Raw genomic sequence first — 16575 nt, 5'->3', positions numbered from 1 at the left:
TCGGGGCGGCCTGCGGGTGCGCCGATGCCGGGGTGGGGCCCGGGGCGGGGGAGTGCGGCGCGTGGGCCGTTCCACGCGTGGTGGACGTCATGCGGCGGCCACCAGGAGCGCGGTGTTCGCGCCGCCGAAGGCTGTCGTCAGGCTCAGCGCGTACGGGGACCTGGCCGGGGCCGGGTCGTCGAGGACCAGGCCGAGGCGGCAGTCCGGGTCGGGGCCGAGCCAGCCCGCGTTGACCGGCAGCCGGCCCGCCGCCAACGCCGAGACGGTGACGACCAGTTCGAGCAGCGCGCCCGCCTCCAGCGCCTGGCCGTGCACGGATTTGGTCGAGCTGACCGGCAATGACGCGGCCGCCGGACCGAACACCCGGTGCAGCGCCGCCGCTTCGGCCGAGTCGCCCGCGGGCGAGCCGGAGCCGTGCGCGTTGACGTAGCCGATCCGCTCCGGCGCGAGACCCGCCCGGTGCAGCGCGGCGCTGATCGCGCGCGCCAGACCGGCGCCGTCCGGGCGGGGGCGGACGACGTGGTGGGCGTCCCCCGTGCGCCCCCACCCCGCCAGCCGCGCCAGCGGCCGCGCCCCGCGGTCGCGCGCCGCGGCGGCGGACTCGACCACCACCGCGGCCACCGCGTCGCCGAGCAGCAGCCCGCTGCGTCCCGCGCTGAAGGGCCGCACCTGTCCGTCGCGGGCGAGCGCCCGCCCCGCGTCGAAGACGGCGAACTGGTCGGCGTCGACCAGATATCCGGCCGCCACCACGATCCGCTCGGCGCGCCCGCGGGCCACGAGCGCGGCGGCGTCCGCGACGGCGGTGCTCGACGCCACGCAGGCGGAGGTGTACGCGCGTGCCACGCCGGACAGCCCGGCCGCCCGGGCGACGTCCTCGGCGAAGCGGCCCGCGCCGTGCGCCGCCCGCTCGCCCGCGGGCACCCGCGGCAGCGCCGGGTCGCCGTGCACGGCCAGATGCAGCGGGCAGCGGGCGCGCAGCGCGGCCGGCAGCCCGGCCTGCTCGCACGCGAGCCCGATCATCCGCGGCAACTCGTCGGCGAGCACGGGCGATCCGGGGTGCACCGCGGCGTGCCCGGTCCGCCGCCCGCCGACGCCGAAGCGCTCCACGGGCGCGAAACCCGGCCGCCCCGCGAGCACGGCGTCCATGAGCGGCTCCGTCCCGGCGCCGAACGCGCTGAACACCCCGGCCCCGGTGAGGACGACCTCCCCGGGCCCGCGCCGCACCTCCCCGCCCTCAGCCACGCGCCCCGCCGACCCGGGACCCCGACACCGCGTCCCCACTTCCGGCGCCGCCCGCCATACGCGCCGCGCTCCCTCCGGAGCCGTCCGTGCCGGTGGCGCTCGTACGGGGGCCCTCCTCCGCGCCGGAGCTGTCCGTGCCGGTGGCGCCCGCCACGGAGCCCTCCGCGCCGGAGGCGCTCCGCCCGGAACCGCTTCCGGACGCATCGCCCGCGGGACCGCCCGGCTCCGTACCGGTGGACAGGCCGGCCAGGGCGGCGAGTTCGTCCAGCACCGTCGTGACCGTCGTCATGCGGACCAGGGAGGCGTCCGGGACCGTCGCGCCGTAACGGGATTCGAGCTGGTGGACGAGCCAGGCCAGCTCCATCGAGTCGACGCTCTCCGGGACCTCCTCGGGCGGGCGGTCGCCGAAGGCCGCGAGGATCGCCAGGATCTCGGCGCGGCCGGGCGCGTCGGGAGGCGGCGGGACCTGCGACGGCGAGGGCTGCGGCACGGGCGCGCTCACTGGCCGGCGGCGGGGGCGGTCGCGATCCGGGCGGCCAGCGCCGCGCCGAACTCGCCGAGCGTCATCGTGCCGAGCTGCTCGGCCTCGTCCTCCTCGAAGACGACGCCGAAGCGTTCCTCCGCACGGATGCCGAGTTCGGCCAGGGCGAGCGACTCCAGGTCGACGCCGGCCGGGCCGAGCGGGGTGTCGTCGTCGACGTCGTCGACGCTGTAGTTCATCTCGCTCAGCGCTTCGAGCACGAACGCGCGGATCTCATCGGTGGACATCGCGGGGGCTCCCTCTCCGGTGGCTTGCGGTACGGCAGTGGCAGTGGTGTGGGGGGTGGCGCGGGGGCGGCCGGTCACCCGGCGGGCGGCCGGTCCGGCGGCGGTGCGGCGGTGGCGGGTGCGGCGGTGGCGCGCAGCACCGCGAGGTCGCGCACGAGCTTTCCGGTGGCGGTACGCGGCAGCTCGTCGACGACGTGCAGCAGCCGCGGCCGCTTGTACGGCGCCAGCCGCTCGGCGAGCCCCGCCTCGACACGCCCGCGCGCGCCGGCCGCGTCGGCCGAGCCGTCCGCGCGCAGCACCGCGTACGCCTCGACCGACGAGCCGAACACCACGACCGCGGCGGAGACGTCCGGTAGCTCGGCCAGGGTGTGCTCGACCTCGGTGAGGTCGACCTTGAGGCCGCCGACCGACACCTGCGAGTCCAGCCGGCCGAGCACCCGGACCCGCCCGGTGCCGGGGTCGACGCTGCCGCCGTCGCGGGTGTGCAGCCAGCCGTCCGACCAGCGGGCGGGGTCGTCGAAGCCGATGTAGGGCGACCGCTCGGTGGCGATCAGCAGTTCGCCGTCCACCTCCCGTACGGCGATGCCGGGCGCGGGGGTGACCTCCGGGCGGTGCTCGCCGAACAGGTCGGTGGCGATGACGCCGACCTCGGTCATCCCGTACATGCTGCCGAGCCGGACGCCGTAGCGGTCGGTGAAGGCCTCGTGCACGCGGGCCCGCACCAGCTCGCCGCCGGTCGTCATCCCGGTGAGCTGCGGCAGCCGCGGCGGCCGCGCGACCCAGCTGAGCAGCTCGATGTGGAAGGGCACGCCGAGCAGGGTGGTCGGCTCGGGCCCGGCGGCGACGGCGGCGAGGATGCCCTCGGCGCTCGCGCGCGCCGGGAAGGCGAGCCGCACCCCGGCGGCCAGGCTGTGCAGCAGACCGCCGACGAGACCGAGGACATGGACCATGGACGCCATCGAGACGATGCGCTCGCCGGCCCGCGGCACCCCCTCGATCCGCGCGTAGCGGCCGATCTCGGCGACGAGGTCCGCGGCCGTCCGGCCGATGATCTTCGCCGGTCCGGTGGAGCCCGAACTGAGCTGCACCAGCGCGTGCGGGGTGCGGGCCGGCAGGCCGCCGGGCCGCGGACGGGCCACCGGGTGCTGGTCGTGGTAGCCGCGTGCGGGCCCCGGTCCGACGGGCTCGGCGGTGACCACGACCTGGGCGGCCAGCCGCTCCAGCGCGCGCCCGGTCTCGTACGGCGTGAGCCGGTGGTCGAGCAGCGCGACCTGCGCCCCGCTGCGCCAGCCGGCGAGCAGCTCGGTGACGAGCGCGAGCGAGGGCGCCAGGCACAGCGCGGCGGTGCCGCCGGCGCGCAGTCCGGCGGCGGCGAGTCCGGCCTGCCGCTCCAGCACCAGGCGGCGCAGGTCGGCCCGGGTGACGGGTGCGTCGAAGACCAGGCAGATGTCGGCGCCGGGGCCGGCGAGCAGCACGTCGTCCACCCAGGAGCCGTCCCAGGAGCCGTCCCCGGCGGGGCCGTCGGCCCCCCGGCCCTCACGGCCTTCCCAGGATGTCGTCGAGGCAGCCTTCATGAAGAACCCGGACCCCTTTCGTGATTCCCGGTCTGGTGGTTTCCCGGCGCTCCGCCGCTCCCGGTTTCCCGGGCCGCCGGCCGAATCCGGCCCGTGCGGGCCCGAGTGTGCCGGGGCAATCGGAATGGTCCGGATCAATAGCGGGGCGACCGAAATTCCCACGCCGAACTTTCAACTCAGAATTCCGTGCTGTCAAGCCCCGCTCCGTTCAGCGGCGACACATTCCTCATCAATCTCTGCTGTATCGATCCGTCACACGCGACACAAATCTTCTCGTATTGACGATCCGCGACGCCCGCCGCTAGCATGGCCGCTCATTGGCCAACTGCCGTGATCCGGCTGGAAGTTGGCAGCTCAGAACGGCACCGCCCTTTGCAGGTGATCCCCCAGCCGCCCCTCACGGCTTGGTGGTCTCTTTTCCGCGGCCGCCTCCCGGCCTGCGTCTTCGCGCCCTCCCGCGCGCCTCACACTGCACCGCCGTCCTGCACGATCCCCCACGTCCTGCTCCTGTGCTGCACCAACTCCGCTTCCCCGCGCCGCCCGCACTTCCTGCCCGCACTTCCGGGGCAACATTTGCACCGCGCCCCGATTCCTCATTTACGTGTCCGCGCCCCGGCCGCCGCACCCCGCGGTGCCGCCGCCGGCCCGGTGCACGCTTGCCCACGTCATTCCGTTTACCGCATTCCCGATTCCGCATGCTCATTTTCCCGAGGATTGGCCGCCATTGGAACCTGGGACCGGCGCCGGCCTGAACACGGCCGTGGAGCGCTACTACGACATCACGCTCGATCTCTACGAGGATCTGTGGGGAGAACACGTCCACCACGGTTTCTGGGATCCGGGCGAAATACCCGGCGTCAATGGTGCCGACCGGCACGCCGCCACCGACCGGCTGGTGCGTGAACTGGTCGAATTCACCGGCGTCCCGCCCGGCTCCACCGTCCTGGACGTCGGCTGCGGCATCGGCGGCCCCGCGCTGCACCTCGCGGGAGCGATGGGCTGCACCGTCGAGGGCGTCACGCTGAGCGCCCGGCAGGCGGCCAGGGCGGGCGAGAAGGCGCAGGCCGCGGGCCTCGCCGGGCACGCCCGCTTCCACCAGCTCGACGCGCTCGCCACCGGCTTCCCCGACGCGTCCTTCGACGTGGTCTGGGCGCTGGAGAGCCTGATGCACCTGTCCGACCGCCCGGCCTTCTTCGCCGAGGCGCTGCGCCTGCTGCGCCCCGGCGGCATCCTCGCCGTGGCCACCTGGGCGGTGCGCGACGGCGAGCTGGCCGACGACGAGCGCGACCTCGTACGGCAGATCCTCCAGCACCAGGTCATGCCGCACTTCTCGTCGCTGGAGGAGCACGAGCGGCTCGCCCGCGCGGCCGGCTTCGCGGACGTCAGCGGTGTGGACTGGAGCAAGGCCGTCGCCAACTCCTGGGATCCGTCCTTCGCGCAGATCGCCCGCTACGACAAGGGCCGCACCGAGATGCGCCGGCTCGCCCGCGAGCGCGGCGTGGACGTGCTCGGCTTCTTCCACGCGGGCCCGCTCATGACGAAGGGCTTCGAGACCGGCGTCATCACCTACGGCGCCCTGCGGGCCGTCAAACCGGGGCCCGCCGCGCCGGACGAGGACGCGGACGCGCTCGTACGGCCGGTCGCCGAGCTGCTGCGGCAGATCACCGGCGAGGACGCCGGGTGGCTGGACACCGTGACGCCCGCCAGCCGGGTGGACGCCGACCTGCTCGTCGAGAGCCAGGAACTCGCCGCCTGGAGCGCCGCGCTGCAGGCCCGCTACGGCCAGCGCGTCGACCTCGCCGGCCATGTCGCCCGGCTCGGCATCGACGCGATCATCGCGCTGACCGCCGGCGACGTGGCCGCCTACGTCGCCGCCCACCGCGACCGTACCGGCGGAGGCGGACCCGGAGGCGGCGGCACCGCACCCGCGGAGAGCGGCTGATGGGCCGCTACCTCTTCGTCTCGCTCCCGCTCTCCGGGCATGTGCACCCGCTCGCCGCCGTCTCCAAGGAGCTGGTCGCGCGCGGCCACGAGGTGCTGTGGGCCGGCTCCGAGTCCTTCCTGCGGCCGGTGCTCGGGCCGGACGCCGCGATCGCGCCCATCCCGCTGCGGGCGCACCGCGGGCAGGCCGACCGGGGCATGGCCGCGGCGAAGTCCCGCTGGGAGGGCTACATCGTCCCGCACGCCCGGATGACACTGCCCGGCATCGAGAAGGCCGTCGCCGCCTTCCGGCCCGACGTCCTCGCCGTCGACCAGCACGCGGTGGCCGGCGCCGTGGCCGCGCACCGCGCGGGGCTGCCCTGGGCGAGCCTCGCGCCGACCACCATGGAGCTGACCCGGCCCTACCGGGCGCTGCCGGCGGTCGAGGCGTGGATCCACGCGCGGATGGCGGAGATCTGGGCGGCCGCCGGGATGCCCGGCCGGCCGCCGCACGACCTGCGCTTCTCCCCGCACTTGCTGGTCGCCTTCACCGGCGAGGCCCTCAACGGCCCACTGGAGTGGCCGGAGGGCGCCCGGCTGGTCGGCCCCGCGCTCGCCGCCCGGCCCCCGGACACCTCCTTCCCGTGGCAGTGGCTGGACCCGGCACGCCGTCATGTGCTGGTCACCGTGGGCACCCTGGCGCTCGACCTTGCCCAGGACTTCCACGCCCGGGTCGTCGAGGCACTGCGTCCGATCGCCGGGAGCGTCCAGGCGGTCGTGATCGCCCCGGACGGCACGGTGCCCGGCGCGCCGGAGGCCGACGTCCTGGTCAGGCCGCGCGCCCCGGTGCTGGAGCTGATGCCGCGGCTGGACGCGGTCGTCAGCCACGGCGGCCTGAACACCGTGTGCGAGGCGCTCGCGCACGGGGTGCCGCTGGTCGTGGCGCCCATCAAGGGCGACCAGCCGCTCAACGCCGCCCGGGTCGAAGCGGTCGGCGCGGGCCGCCGGGTCAGATTCCCCAGCGTCCGCCCGGAAGCACTGCGCGGCGCGCTGCTCGCCGTGCTCGACGACCCGTCCTACCGCGCCGCCGCCGGCCGCGTCCGCGACTCCTTCGCCGCTGCGGGCGGCGCCGCGGCCGCCGCCCGGCACCTCGAAGGGCTTCTGGGCGCACCCACCGAACCACGCTCCGCCGCAAGGGAGAAGACGACGACGTGAAGACGCTCCGCGACACCTGGCTGGTCTTCCAGCGGCACATGCTGCTGCTGTCCCGGTCGCCGCTGTCCATCCTGCTGGGCGTGGCCCAACCGGTCATCTACATGGCGCTGTTCGCACCGCTGCTCAAACCCGCGCTGGCCTCCATGGGCGCCGACTCGATGACCGACGCCTACCGCATCTACGTGCCCGGCATGCTCGTCGCCCTCGCCCTCGGCGGCGGCCTGTACGTCGGCTTCGGCCTGCTCGCGGAGCTGGCGTCAGGCGTCGTGGAGCGCGCCCGGGTGACCCCGGTGAGCCGGGTGGCGCTGCTGCTCGGCCGGGCGCTGCGCGACGTCGTGGTGCTGGTCGTCCAGGCGGCCGTCATCATCGTGCTGGCGATGCCGCTGGGCCTGTTCGTGCACGTGCCCGACCTGCTGCTGGCATACGCGCTGCTCGCCCTCATCACGCTGACCAGCTCCGCGATCTCGTACGGCATCGCGCTCAAGGTCAGCAACCCGAACGCGCTGGGCCAGGTGGTCAACAACATCGCGCAGCCGCTCATGCTGCTGTCCGGCACGCTGCTGCCGCTCGCGCTCGCACCGCTGTGGCTGCGCCGGATCTCGGACTGGAACCCCTTCAGCCGCGCGGTCGTCGGCATGCGCGCGCTCTTCGCCGGGCACGCGGGCGACTCCTCGGTCTGGCAGAGCATCGCGCTGCTGGCCGCGGTCGCGCTCGTCGCCCTCGCGTGGTCGGCCCGGCTGTTCGCCCGCTCCGTCCGCTGACCCGCGGCCGCCCGCCCCCTCCCGTACGCCCGCACGGAACACACCCCCGAGCACGACAAGGACGCCTCGATGATTGAGACCAGGGATCTGCGGAAATCCTTCCGCACCGGGCGGCGCCGCTCGTCCACCACCGTGGAGGCGGTCACCGGGCTCGACCTGACCGTGGCCGCGGGGGAGATCTTCGGCTTCCTCGGCCCGAACGGCGCAGGCAAGACCACCACCCTGCGGATGCTCGCCACGCTGCTGCCCCCCGACGGCGGCGACGCCGTCGTCGCCGGCGCCGACCTGCGCACCGCGCCGGGCCAGGTGCGGCGCAGCATCGGCTACGTCGCCCAGGGCGGCGGCACCTGGGACGACGTCACCGCCCGCGAGGAACTCGTCCTCCAGGCACGGATGTTCGGCTCCTCCCGGGCCGAGGCGCACGAGCGCGCCGCCGAGGCGCTGGACGCCTTCGACCTGGCCGGCTACGGCGACCGGCACTGCCGCACCTACTCGGGCGGCCAGAGGCGGCGGGTGGACATCGCGCTCGGCGTCGTCCACCGGCCCACGGTGCTCTTCCTGGACGAGCCCACCTCGGGCCTGGACCCGCAGAGCCGCGCCCACATGTGGGACGAGATCCGCCGGCTGCGCGCCGACGGCATGACGGTCTTCCTCACCACGCACTACCTGGACGAGGCCGACGCGCTGTGCGACCGGATCGCCATCATCGACGGCGGCCGGACCGTCGCCGAGGGCACTCCGGCCGAGCTGAAGCGGGGGATCGCCGGCGAGGTGGTCACCCTGGAGGTCGCCGACCACCCGGCGAAGGCCGCCGAGGTGCTGGCCGCTCTGGAGTGCGTGCGCTCCGCCGAGGTGCGCGACGCCGGCGACCTGCGGCTGGCGGTGGACGCGGGCGAGACGGCGATGCCGCGGATCATGCGCGCGCTCGCCGACGTCGGGGTGGACCTGGCCACGATCGAGCTGCACCGCCCCACGCTCGACGACGTGTTCCTGAACAAGACCGGCCGCTCGCTGCGGGAGTCCTGACCCATGGAGCACACCGCGACGACGGGGGAGAAGCCGATGCAGCAGCCGGACACCGACCGGCCCCGTACCGTACGGCGGGCGGTGGTCACCGGCGGGGCCGGGTTCGTCGGCTCGCACCTGTGCGACCGGCTGCGCGCCGAGGGCGCCGAGGTCGTGTGCGTCGACAACCTGCTCACCGGCAGCACCGACAACCTGCGCGGCCTCACCGGCGACCCGGGGTTCACCCTGGAGGTCCGCGACGTCAGCGAGCCCTTCGACGTGGCAGGACCGGTCGACCTGGTGGCGCACCTCGCCTCCCCGGCCTCCCCGCTGGACTACGCCCGGCACCCGCTGGAGACGCTGCGGGCCGGCTCCCACGGCACCGCCAACGCCCTGGACCTCGCCCACCGCAAGGGTGCCCGCTTCCTGCTCGCCTCCACCTCGGAGGTCTACGGCGACCCGCTCGTCCACCCGCAGCCGGAGAGCTACTGGGGCAACGTCAACCCGGTCGGCCCGCGCAGCCAGTACGACGAGGCCAAGCGCTACGCCGAGGCGCTCACCACCGCGTACCGCACCACCCTCGGCGTCGACACCGTCATCGTGCGGCTGTTCAACACCTACGGCCCGCGGATGCGGCGCGGCGACGGCCGGGCGGTGCCCGCCTTCGTGACGCAGGCGCTCGCGGGGGAGCCGCTCACCGTCGCCGGGGACGGCTCGCAGACCCGCTCGCTGTGCTACGTCGACGACACCGTGGCGGGCCTGCTCGCCGCGGCGGTGGCCGACCATCCGGGGCCGGTCAACCTCGGCAACCCGGTGGAGCTGAGCATCCTCGACCTGGCCCGCCGCATCCGCGACCTGTGCGGCTCGGACTCGCCGGTGGGCTTCGTGCCGCGCCCGGTGGACGACCCGGGGCTGCGCCGGCCCGACATCGCGCTGGCCCGCGCGGCGCTCGGCTGGCAGCCGGTGGTGGACGTCGACAAGGGCCTGGCCATGACCGTCGAGTGGTTCGCCCGGCCTCCCGCCGAGCACACGGCGGGGCCCCGGGCCTGAGCCCGGAGCCCCGTCGCACGGAGGCCGCTCGCCGCCCGCCGGAGCGGGCGGCGGCGCGGCTCACCCGTTGGGTGTGCCGGTGAGGGTGAATCCCGATCCGGGCTCGATCAGGACGTCGCCCTGCGCGGAGTTCGTGATCGTCACATTTGTCAGCGTCGCGCTGCCCCGGGCGCCGCCCTGGGCGCGGATGCCGGCGCCGTTGTTGGACTTGTCGATCGTCACGTTGCTGATCACGACGCCCGGCATGTTGCCGCCGCCGGTCTTGAACTGGATCCCGTCGTAGGTCGAGTCATGGATCTCGGTGTCCCGGATCGTGACCCCGGTGATGTCGCGGCTGGACGGGAAGAGCGTGATGGCGCCGAACTTCTGCTGCTCGCCCCAGAAGGCGCCGCCCGTGCGGTAGAGGGCGTTGTTGGCGACGAGCGTCTGCCCGGAGAAGGGCAGCGGGTCGTGGTCGGTCGCCAGCATGATGCCCGGGTAGTTCATGGTGTCGTAGACGAGGTTGTTCTCCACGGCGTTGCCGTAACCGCCGTAGATCGCGATGCCGTTGGCGCGCCACGGCAGCTGGATCGTGTTGTTGGTGAAGTGGTTGTCGTGCCCGATGTCGACCGACTGGTCCTTCACGTACTTGCTGGCCCACACCGCGAGCGAGTCGTCGCCGGTGGTGCGGAAGGAGGAGTTGAACACCTGCGAGTTGCGGGTGCCGTTGGTGAAGTTGATGCCGTCGGCGTAGGTGTCGCGGACGCGCATGCCGCTGAACTGCAGTCCGTCGGCCGGGCCCCACAGGTCGGGGATGTTGTCGTAGTCGCGGCCGACCCACACGCCGACGTTGGAGTGCTCGATCCACACGTTGCTGATCTTGGTGTTCTTGCCGAAGCGGCCGTTGAGGCCGACACCGCCCTCGGCGTTGCCGTCACCGCCGCGGATCCGGCCGGAGCCGAAGATGGCGATGTCGGAGATCTGCGTGTTGCCGTCGATGTCGAAGCCGAAGTTGCCCTCGTGCGGGTGGTTGATGCCGCCCGCGTCCTGCGGCTGGGTGAGGGTGTAGAGCTGCGAGTACCACATGCCCGCGCCGCGGATCGTGACGTTGCTGATGCCGACCTGGTTGTACTGGCCGCGGTGCAGCGGGTCCGGGGTGAGGATCTTCTGCTCCTGCCGCCACTGGCCGGCCGGGATCCAGACGCAGCTGATCAGGCCGTTCTGGTCGTCCATCACGGCCTTCTGGATCGCCGCGGTGTCGTCGAGCCCGTCGTCGGGCACCGCGCCGTACTCGGTGATCGAGGTGCAGTTGTCCGGCTTGGCGGTCGGCGGCGCGACCTGCTCCAGGTCGACCGAGTCGATGATGTAGAAGGACGCGTTGTCGCCGCTGTCGCGCTGCAGCCGGAAGGTGGTGCCGGCCGGGTAGCTCTGGTTGAGCAGCGCGCTGGTCTCGTCGAACAGCCGCCGGGCGTCGCCGCCGGGGCGGTTGGTCAGGCCCTCGGGGTCGTCGGTGGTGCCGTACAGCCAGCTGTGCACCGAGGAGAGGGTGAGCTTGCGGACGTAGGAGCCGTTGACGTACAGGCTGAGCGTGGCCTCGATGCCGCCGCCGGAGGGCGAGTCCGGGATGGAGTTGCGCACCACGATCGAGTTGGTGGGCACGGTCGAGGTGAACTGCACGTACTGGCCCGCGGAGTCCAGCCGCACCGACTTGCGGCCCGAGGACTCGGTGGCGAAGTTGGTGTGGCCGAAGGTGCGGGTGGCGTCGGCCGTCAGCAGCGTGCCGGTGTACGTGCCGGACTCGGCCTCGTAGGAGGTGAACGGGACGGCGGCGCCGCGCCCGACGACGATCGCCTGCGAGAAGGCGTTGTTGCCCTCGTTGGTCTCGGCGACGGTGTTCGTCGCGTCGGCCGTGGCGGTGATGTTGGCGCCGCCGCTGGTCGCCGTCCAGGTGCCGGAGACGCTCACGGTCGCGGTGGCGCCGGCCGCGACCGACGGGGTGCTGGTGTCGAGCGTCGTGCTGCCCACCGTGACCCGGGTGACGGTGGTCGCGCCGGACGCGGTGGTGCCGCGGTTGTGCACCGCGACGGTGAAGGAGACGGCCTGGCCGGGCGACGGGTTCGCCGGGTTGGCGGTGATGCCGAGCACCTGCAGGTCGGGGCCGGGGCTCTGGGCGACCACCAGCTTGCCGGGCGCGGTCAGGCTGTTGTTGGAGTCGTCCAGCTCGATGACGGCGTCGGTCGGGTCCACGGCCGCGGTGACGGTGTAACTGCCCGTCGCCCGCTTGCCGATGCCGACCGAGACGGTCTGCGAGGCGCCCGCGGCCAGCGCGCCGACCGAGGCGGTGCCGGCGACCACGCCGCCGACGCTGACGTTGACGGTGCTGGCCGGTGAGGCCGCGGTGCCGGCGTTGCGCACGGTCGCGGTGACCGTGGTGCTGTCGGTCTCCACCGGGGCGGACGGCGTCCACGTCACGGAGGTGACGGTGAGGTCGGGGTTGGGCGCCGGGGTGCCGAAGACCTGGAGCTCGGCGACCTGGCCGCCGGGCGCGCCGGAGTTGCTCGCGAAGGTCAGCTGCACGTCGGCGGCCTTGCCGTGCACGGGGATCCGCACCGAGTTCTGGTTGCCGGACGGGCTGAAGCTGTACGCGGCCGGGGCCGCCAGCGAGGTGAAGTCGCCGCCGGACTGGCCGCGGCCGAGCACCTGGATGTTCTGGGTGCGCGGGCCCCAGGCGCCGTCCGGGTTGAGCTTGACCACGACCGAGGTGAGGTCCGCGTCGGCGCCCAGCTTCGCGGTCAGCGTGGCGGGGAGGCCGGCCGACTCCCAGTAGGTGCCGATCTGCCCGTCGGTGGCGTTGGCGGCGACGAAGTTCTGCGTCGCCGAGGACGCCTCGGCGGGCTTGCCGTGGGCCAGGTCGGTGCCGTCGCCGTCCCCGCCGTCGCCCGGGTCGCCCGGGTCGCCCGGACCGCCGGGGTCGGTGCCGGTGGTGCCGTACACCTCCAGCTCGGAGAGTTGGGCGGCGGGCCAGCCGGTGTTGGCGGTGGCCGTGACGCGCACGTAGCGGGCGGTCGTGTCGGTGACGTCGAGGGTCACCGTGTTCGCGGACCCGGGGGCGAACTGCCGGGCCTGCGCGGCGGCCAGCGCGGTGAAGGTGGTGCCGTCGGCGCTGCCCTCGACCCCGAGCGTCTCGGAGCGGGCCTCCCACGAGGCGGGCAGCCGCAGCACCACCTGCTCGACCGTCGCGCTCTGCCCGAGGTCGACCTGGACGGACTGCGGGAAGACGTTCGAGGGGCCTTCCCAGTACGTGCCCTGGTTCCCGTCCGTGACGTTGGCGGCGGGGTAGCCGCCGATCGCGCCGGTCGCCGAAGCGGCCCTGCCCTTGGCCAGGTTGACCGGGTCCGCGGCGTGCGCGGTGGCGGCGAGCGGGGTGAGGCCGAAGGCCACCAGACCGGCCGTGACCACGCCGGTGATCATGCGTCTGAGCTGCTTGCGTTTCATGGACTCCTCTGTTCTGCCGGGAACGGGAGAGCGGGTGGGGGGAGAACGCGAGCCGCGTCGGCGACGTCTTGCACAGCTCCGTGACCTGCCGAACGCGGTCATGCCACGAAGTTGCGGGCGTCAGCGAGTAATTGAGGCTGTTGTCATCGATTTTTTGCGACTCACAGGTTGCAAGGACGGCGTGGCTTTGTCAACGCTTTACACAGGGTTGGCGGATCGACGACGCTCCGCGCGGCGCCGGGCTCAACCGGCGCGTAGGAAGTGGGCCGCGTTCGCGGCCGTGCCGCGGGCCCTGCCCGTCAGCGGGTGGCGGCGGCGCCGAGCAGTGCCTCGGCCGCCGCGCGGGCCTGCCGGGCCGGGGCGGGGTCGCCTGTGATGCCGGCCATGACCATGGCGCCCTCCGCGAGCAGGCACACCGGCTCGGCCGCGATGCCCGCGGCGGCCGTCCAGACCGTGAGCTGCTCGTGGAAGGCCCGCTTGTGCGCCCGGACCTCGGCCAGCACCGGCCCGGAGGAGGACCCCAGCTCACCGAAGGCGTTGATCCAGGCGCAGCCGCGGAAGCCGGGCTCCGCGAACCACCGCGCGAGCCAGTCGAAGACCGCGAGGACCCGCCCGCGCGGGTCGGCGGTGCGCTCGACGTACGCGGCCAGGCTCCCGCGCCAGCGGGCGTCGCGCCGCCTGAGCATCGCCACCACCAGCTCCTCCTTGGCGGGGAAGAAGCGGTAGATCCGTTTGAGCGGCAGCCCGCAGGCCGCGCGGACCTGGTCCATGCCGACGGCCCGGAAACCCCGCTCGTAGAAGAGCCGTTCGGCCGCGTCGAGCAGCGCCTCGCGGTCGAGGCGGGACTGCTCCTCGGTGATCGGGGCGGGCATCCTTGCCTCCTTGACGTCGGGAACGGCCGTTCTCTACCTTAGTGCCCACGTAGAGAACGAGCGTTCTCCATGAAGGGGGCCACCGTGCCGGAAGACCGTCCGCCCTACCCTCCGTTCACGGCGGAGACGGCCCGGCAGAAGGTGCAGGCGGCCGAGGACGCCTGGAACACCCGCGACCCGCAGCACGTGGCCCTCGCCTACACACCCGACTCCGTGTGGCGCAACCGCGACACCTTCGTCCACGGCCGCGAGGAGATCGTCGCCTTCCTCACCGCCAAGTGGCAGCGCGAGCAGGACTACGCCCTGCGCAAGAGCCTGTGGGGCTTCCGCGAGAACCGGATGGCCGTGCGCTTCCAGTACGAGTGGCACGACGCCCGCGGCCGCTGGTGGCGCTCCTACGGCAACGAGCTGTGGGAATTCGACGAGCACGGCCTCATGCGCCGCCGCGAGGCCAGCATCAACGACCTCCCCATCGACGCCGCCGACCGCCGCATCTTCGGCCCCCGCCCGCCCGCGGACCACGGCACCGACCTCCCGGTGCTGTAGCGGGCCGCGGCCGGCCCGCCCCGGCGGGCAGGTCCGGCGTCCGCGTCATGCGGAGCGGCAGAACGGTCAAGCCGGGGGCGGGCGGGGCCGGAAGACTGGGCGCATGATGTCTGAGGGTCGTACGACCGTTTCGCAAGCCGCTGTCGAGGCGGACGGCAAGGTGGTGTCCGGCGCTGCCGGGGAAGAGGGCTCGTGGGCGCCGGTGATGGCGCTCACGCTGGGGATCGCGACGCTCGTCGGGAGCGAGTTCCTGCCCGCGAGCGTGCTGCCGGCCATGGCGTCGGACATCGGCGTCAGCGAGGGCACCGCCGGACTGGCGGTCGCCGCGACGGCGGTCGCGGGCGCCCTGACGGCCCCGACCATCGGCGTGGTGCTGCCGCGCACCGACCGCCGGACGGTGCTGGTCTGGCTGCTCGCCCTGGCCGTGGTCTCCAACCTGGTCGTGGCCCTGACCCCCGACTTCCCGCTGCTGCTGGTGGGACGGCTGGTGCTGGGCGCGGCCATAGCCGGCTTCTGGTCCTTCGCGCTCGGCGCGGGCATCAAGGCGATGCCCGGACGCGACCACGTGGTGTCCACCAGCCTCGCGCTCGGGGTGAGCGCGGCGACCATCATCGGGGTCCCGCTCTCCTCGGTGCTGGGCGACGCGGTCGGCTGGCGGCCGGTGTTCTGGGCCGCCGCGGGCCTCACCGTGCTGGCGCTCGTCGCGGTCGTGGCGACACTGCCGCCGGTGCCCGCGCAGCCCGGCGCGGGGCTGGGCATGCTGCGCCGGGTGGTGGCCGGACGCCGGCTGATGGCCGGGGTCGGCTGCATCGCGCTGGTGGCCTTCGGCAACTTCGCCGCCTACCCCTTCATCCGGCTCGCGATCGAGCGCGTCACCGACGGCGGCACGGTCTGGCTGCTGCTCGGCTGGGGTGTGGGCGGGCTCGCCGGCAACCTCGCGGCCGGCCTGCTCGCCGCCCGGCTGCGGCTCGCAGTGGTCGCCGGGCCCGCGCTGCTCGGCGCGAGCCTGCTGATGCTGGTCGCGACGACGAACCCGGTGGTCGCGACGGCCGGCATCGTCCTCTGGGGCTTCGGCTTCAACATGGTGCCCGTCGCCACCCAGCTGTGGGTCACCCGCGCGGAGCCGCGCAGCGTCGAGTCAGCGCTGTCCTTGCAGGTGGCGGCCTTCCAGGTGGCCATCACCGCGGGCTCGGCCGTCGGCGGCGCCGTGGTCGACAACAGCGGTGTCCGCGCGGCCATGCTGCTCGGCGCCCTCGTGGCCCTGGCGGGCAGCGCCGGATTCGCCTCGCTGCGCACCCCCGGCGTCTGAGCGCCACACCTGCGGCGGCGTCCCGTGGTAGGCGGAGAACGCCCGGCTGAACGCCGCCGCGGAGCCGTACCCCACGGCGAACGCGACCTGCTCCACCGGCCGGTCGGTCGTGGCCAGCAGCGCGCGGGCGTGCCGCATCCGCACCTCCCGCAGCACCTGCGCGGGAGTACGGCCGAGGGCCCGGCGGAAGCGCTCGCCGAGCGACGAGCGCGACAGGTGTGCGACCCGCGCCATCCCCTCCACCGTCCACGGCCGCCCGGGATGCGCGTCGAGCACGGACATGAGCGCGACGATCTGCGGGTCCGGGCCCTGCCGGTCGCGCTCGTCCTCGTCGAGGGACTGCAGCATCGCGGCCTGGATGAGGCCGCCGTAACTCGCGGCGAAGAGCGACTGCCCGCACGCCGGGTCGAGCGGGCAGATGCGGACGAGCTCGGCGATGCCGCGGTGGCGGTCGGCGAATTCCCGCGCCACCAGCGGGCTCGGCAGCGGCGGCACCGCCAGCAGCCGCCCCACCGCCAGTTCGGCCCGGGTCAGCGCGGTGAGCCGGTAGGCGGTGCGGGCGTCCACATGGAAGGCGTCCCCCGCGTGCAGGGCCTCGGCCCCCGACGCGTCCGCCGCCAGCCGCACGTCACCGTCCAGCACCAGCACCCAGACCGCGCCGTCCACCCCGCGCAGCGCCTCCCCGGCGCCGAGCGCGTACTTGTGCACGCCCACCAGTTCCCACGTGAGCGTGCCGCGCCCACCACTCGCTGTCATGCCCCCGCAACGACCCGACGCCCTCCGGGTATTCCGCCGCCCCGGGGTGCCACGTGCGGTGGCCCGCGCGACCTCCCGCCGGT

General features: G+C 74.2%; 13 protein-coding genes and 1 pseudogene. 7 read left to right on the top strand and 7 right to left on the bottom strand.

Features of this window, described 5'->3' with window-relative positions; all coding sequences use genetic code 11:
- Positions 1-87 precede the first annotated feature (87 nt).
- The 4 genes from ACH4SL_RS36355 to ACH4SL_RS36340 all read right to left on the bottom strand — a co-directional run bounded on the left by ACH4SL_RS36355 (position 88) and on the right by ACH4SL_RS36340 (position 3584).
- A complete protein-coding gene (locus ACH4SL_RS36355; RefSeq protein ID WP_398454361.1) occupies positions 88-1242 on the bottom strand; it encodes a beta-ketoacyl synthase N-terminal-like domain-containing protein in 1155 nt (384 codons plus the stop codon).
- On the bottom strand, positions 1235-1732 hold the full coding sequence (locus ACH4SL_RS36350; RefSeq protein ID WP_398454358.1) for an acyl carrier protein: 498 nt from the start codon (positions 1730-1732) through the stop codon (positions 1235-1237). Before ACH4SL_RS36350 ends, ACH4SL_RS36355 begins: the two co-directional genes overlap by 8 nt.
- An 8-nt stretch (positions 1733-1740) precedes the next feature.
- Positions 1741-2010 carry an acyl carrier protein gene (locus ACH4SL_RS36345; RefSeq protein WP_031512113.1) on the bottom strand — a complete coding sequence of 90 codons (270 nt, stop codon included), beginning with the start codon at positions 2008-2010 and terminating at the stop codon, positions 1741-1743.
- Positions 2011-2084: 74 nt separating this feature from the next.
- A complete protein-coding gene (locus tag ACH4SL_RS36340) occupies positions 2085-3584 on the bottom strand; it encodes a class I adenylate-forming enzyme family protein (protein ID WP_398454355.1) in 1500 nt (499 codons plus the stop codon).
- Between the two features lie 724 nt (positions 3585-4308).
- Between ACH4SL_RS36340 and ACH4SL_RS36335 the strand changes: the two genes are divergently transcribed.
- The 5 genes from ACH4SL_RS36335 (at position 4309) to ACH4SL_RS36315 (ending at position 9535) form a co-directional block, all read left to right on the top strand.
- Entirely contained in the window at positions 4309-5526 is a 1218-nt protein-coding gene (locus ACH4SL_RS36335) for a methyltransferase domain-containing protein (RefSeq protein WP_398454352.1), read from the top strand.
- On the top strand, positions 5526-6719 hold the full coding sequence (locus ACH4SL_RS36330) for a glycosyltransferase (RefSeq protein WP_398454349.1): 1194 nt from the start codon (positions 5526-5528) through the stop codon (positions 6717-6719). Before ACH4SL_RS36335 ends, ACH4SL_RS36330 begins: the two co-directional genes overlap by 1 nt.
- Positions 6716-7480 (top strand): ABC transporter permease, encoded by a 765-nt coding sequence (locus ACH4SL_RS36325; RefSeq protein ID WP_398454346.1) that lies wholly within the window; start codon positions 6716-6718, stop codon positions 7478-7480. The genes ACH4SL_RS36330 and ACH4SL_RS36325 overlap by 4 nt, the downstream gene beginning before the upstream one ends.
- 69 nt (positions 7481-7549) lie before the next feature.
- Entirely contained in the window at positions 7550-8506 is a 957-nt protein-coding gene (locus ACH4SL_RS36320; RefSeq protein WP_398454344.1) for an ATP-binding cassette domain-containing protein, read from the top strand.
- A 3-nt stretch (positions 8507-8509) separates the two neighbouring features.
- Positions 8510-9535, top strand: a complete 1026-nt coding sequence (locus ACH4SL_RS36315; protein ID WP_398454342.1) for an NAD-dependent epimerase/dehydratase family protein — start codon at positions 8510-8512, stop codon at positions 9533-9535.
- A 60-nt stretch (positions 9536-9595) separates the two neighbouring features.
- On the opposite strand, the gene ACH4SL_RS36310 is transcribed toward ACH4SL_RS36315, so the two are convergent.
- Positions 9596-13009 (bottom strand): CARDB domain-containing protein, encoded by a 3414-nt coding sequence (locus ACH4SL_RS36310; protein ID WP_398454340.1) that lies wholly within the window; start codon positions 13007-13009, stop codon positions 9596-9598.
- A 299-nt stretch (positions 13010-13308) separates the two neighbouring features.
- A complete protein-coding gene (locus ACH4SL_RS36305; protein WP_398454338.1) occupies positions 13309-13881 on the bottom strand; it encodes a TetR/AcrR family transcriptional regulator in 573 nt (190 codons plus the stop codon).
- A gap of 84 nt (positions 13882-13965) precedes the next feature.
- On the opposite strand from ACH4SL_RS36305, the gene ACH4SL_RS36300 reads away from it, so the two are divergent.
- Positions 13966-14427 (top strand): nuclear transport factor 2 family protein, encoded by a 462-nt coding sequence (locus ACH4SL_RS36300; RefSeq protein ID WP_398454336.1) that lies wholly within the window; start codon positions 13966-13968, stop codon positions 14425-14427.
- A gap of 103 nt (positions 14428-14530) precedes the next feature.
- Positions 14531-15535 (top strand): annotated as a pseudogene (locus ACH4SL_RS36295) (MFS transporter); the annotation flags it as partial.
- Between the two features lie 30 nt (positions 15536-15565).
- Here ACH4SL_RS36295 and ACH4SL_RS36290 read toward each other — a convergent pair.
- A complete protein-coding gene (locus tag ACH4SL_RS36290; protein WP_398454333.1) occupies positions 15566-16492 on the bottom strand; it encodes a helix-turn-helix domain-containing protein in 927 nt (308 codons plus the stop codon).
- Positions 16493-16575: the final 83 nt, after the last annotated feature.

Origin of the sequence: Streptomyces sp. NPDC021020, from assembly GCF_044333285.1 — a bacterium.
Taxonomy (GTDB): Bacteria; Actinomycetota; Actinomycetes; order Streptomycetales; family Streptomycetaceae; genus Actinacidiphila.
Note: the sequence above shows the minus strand (reverse complement) of the source record. Positions and strands in the feature narration are given on the sequence as shown.

What these genes read in the sequence shown, in the direction of transcription:
- ACH4SL_RS36290 (WP_398454333.1), bottom strand. Translation starts at nt 16,492, where the DNA reads ATGACAGCGAGTGGTGGGCGCGGCACGCTCACGTGGGAACTGGTGGGC.
- ACH4SL_RS36320 (WP_398454344.1), top strand. Translation starts at nt 7,550, where the DNA reads ATGATTGAGACCAGGGATCTGCGGAAATCCTTCCGCACCGGGCGGCGC.
- ACH4SL_RS36330 (WP_398454349.1), top strand. Translation starts at nt 5,526, where the DNA reads ATGGGCCGCTACCTCTTCGTCTCGCTCCCGCTCTCCGGGCATGTGCAC.
- ACH4SL_RS36345 (WP_031512113.1), bottom strand. Translation starts at nt 2,010, where the DNA reads ATGTCCACCGATGAGATCCGCGCGTTCGTGCTCGAAGCGCTGAGCGAG.
- ACH4SL_RS36315 (WP_398454342.1), top strand. Translation starts at nt 8,510, where the DNA reads ATGGAGCACACCGCGACGACGGGGGAGAAGCCGATGCAGCAGCCGGAC.
- ACH4SL_RS36305 (WP_398454338.1), bottom strand. Translation starts at nt 13,881, where the DNA reads ATGCCCGCCCCGATCACCGAGGAGCAGTCCCGCCTCGACCGCGAGGCG.
- ACH4SL_RS36340 (WP_398454355.1), bottom strand. Translation starts at nt 3,584, where the DNA reads ATGAAGGCTGCCTCGACGACATCCTGGGAAGGCCGTGAGGGCCGGGGG.
- ACH4SL_RS36310 (WP_398454340.1), bottom strand. Translation starts at nt 13,009, where the DNA reads ATGAAACGCAAGCAGCTCAGACGCATGATCACCGGCGTGGTCACGGCC.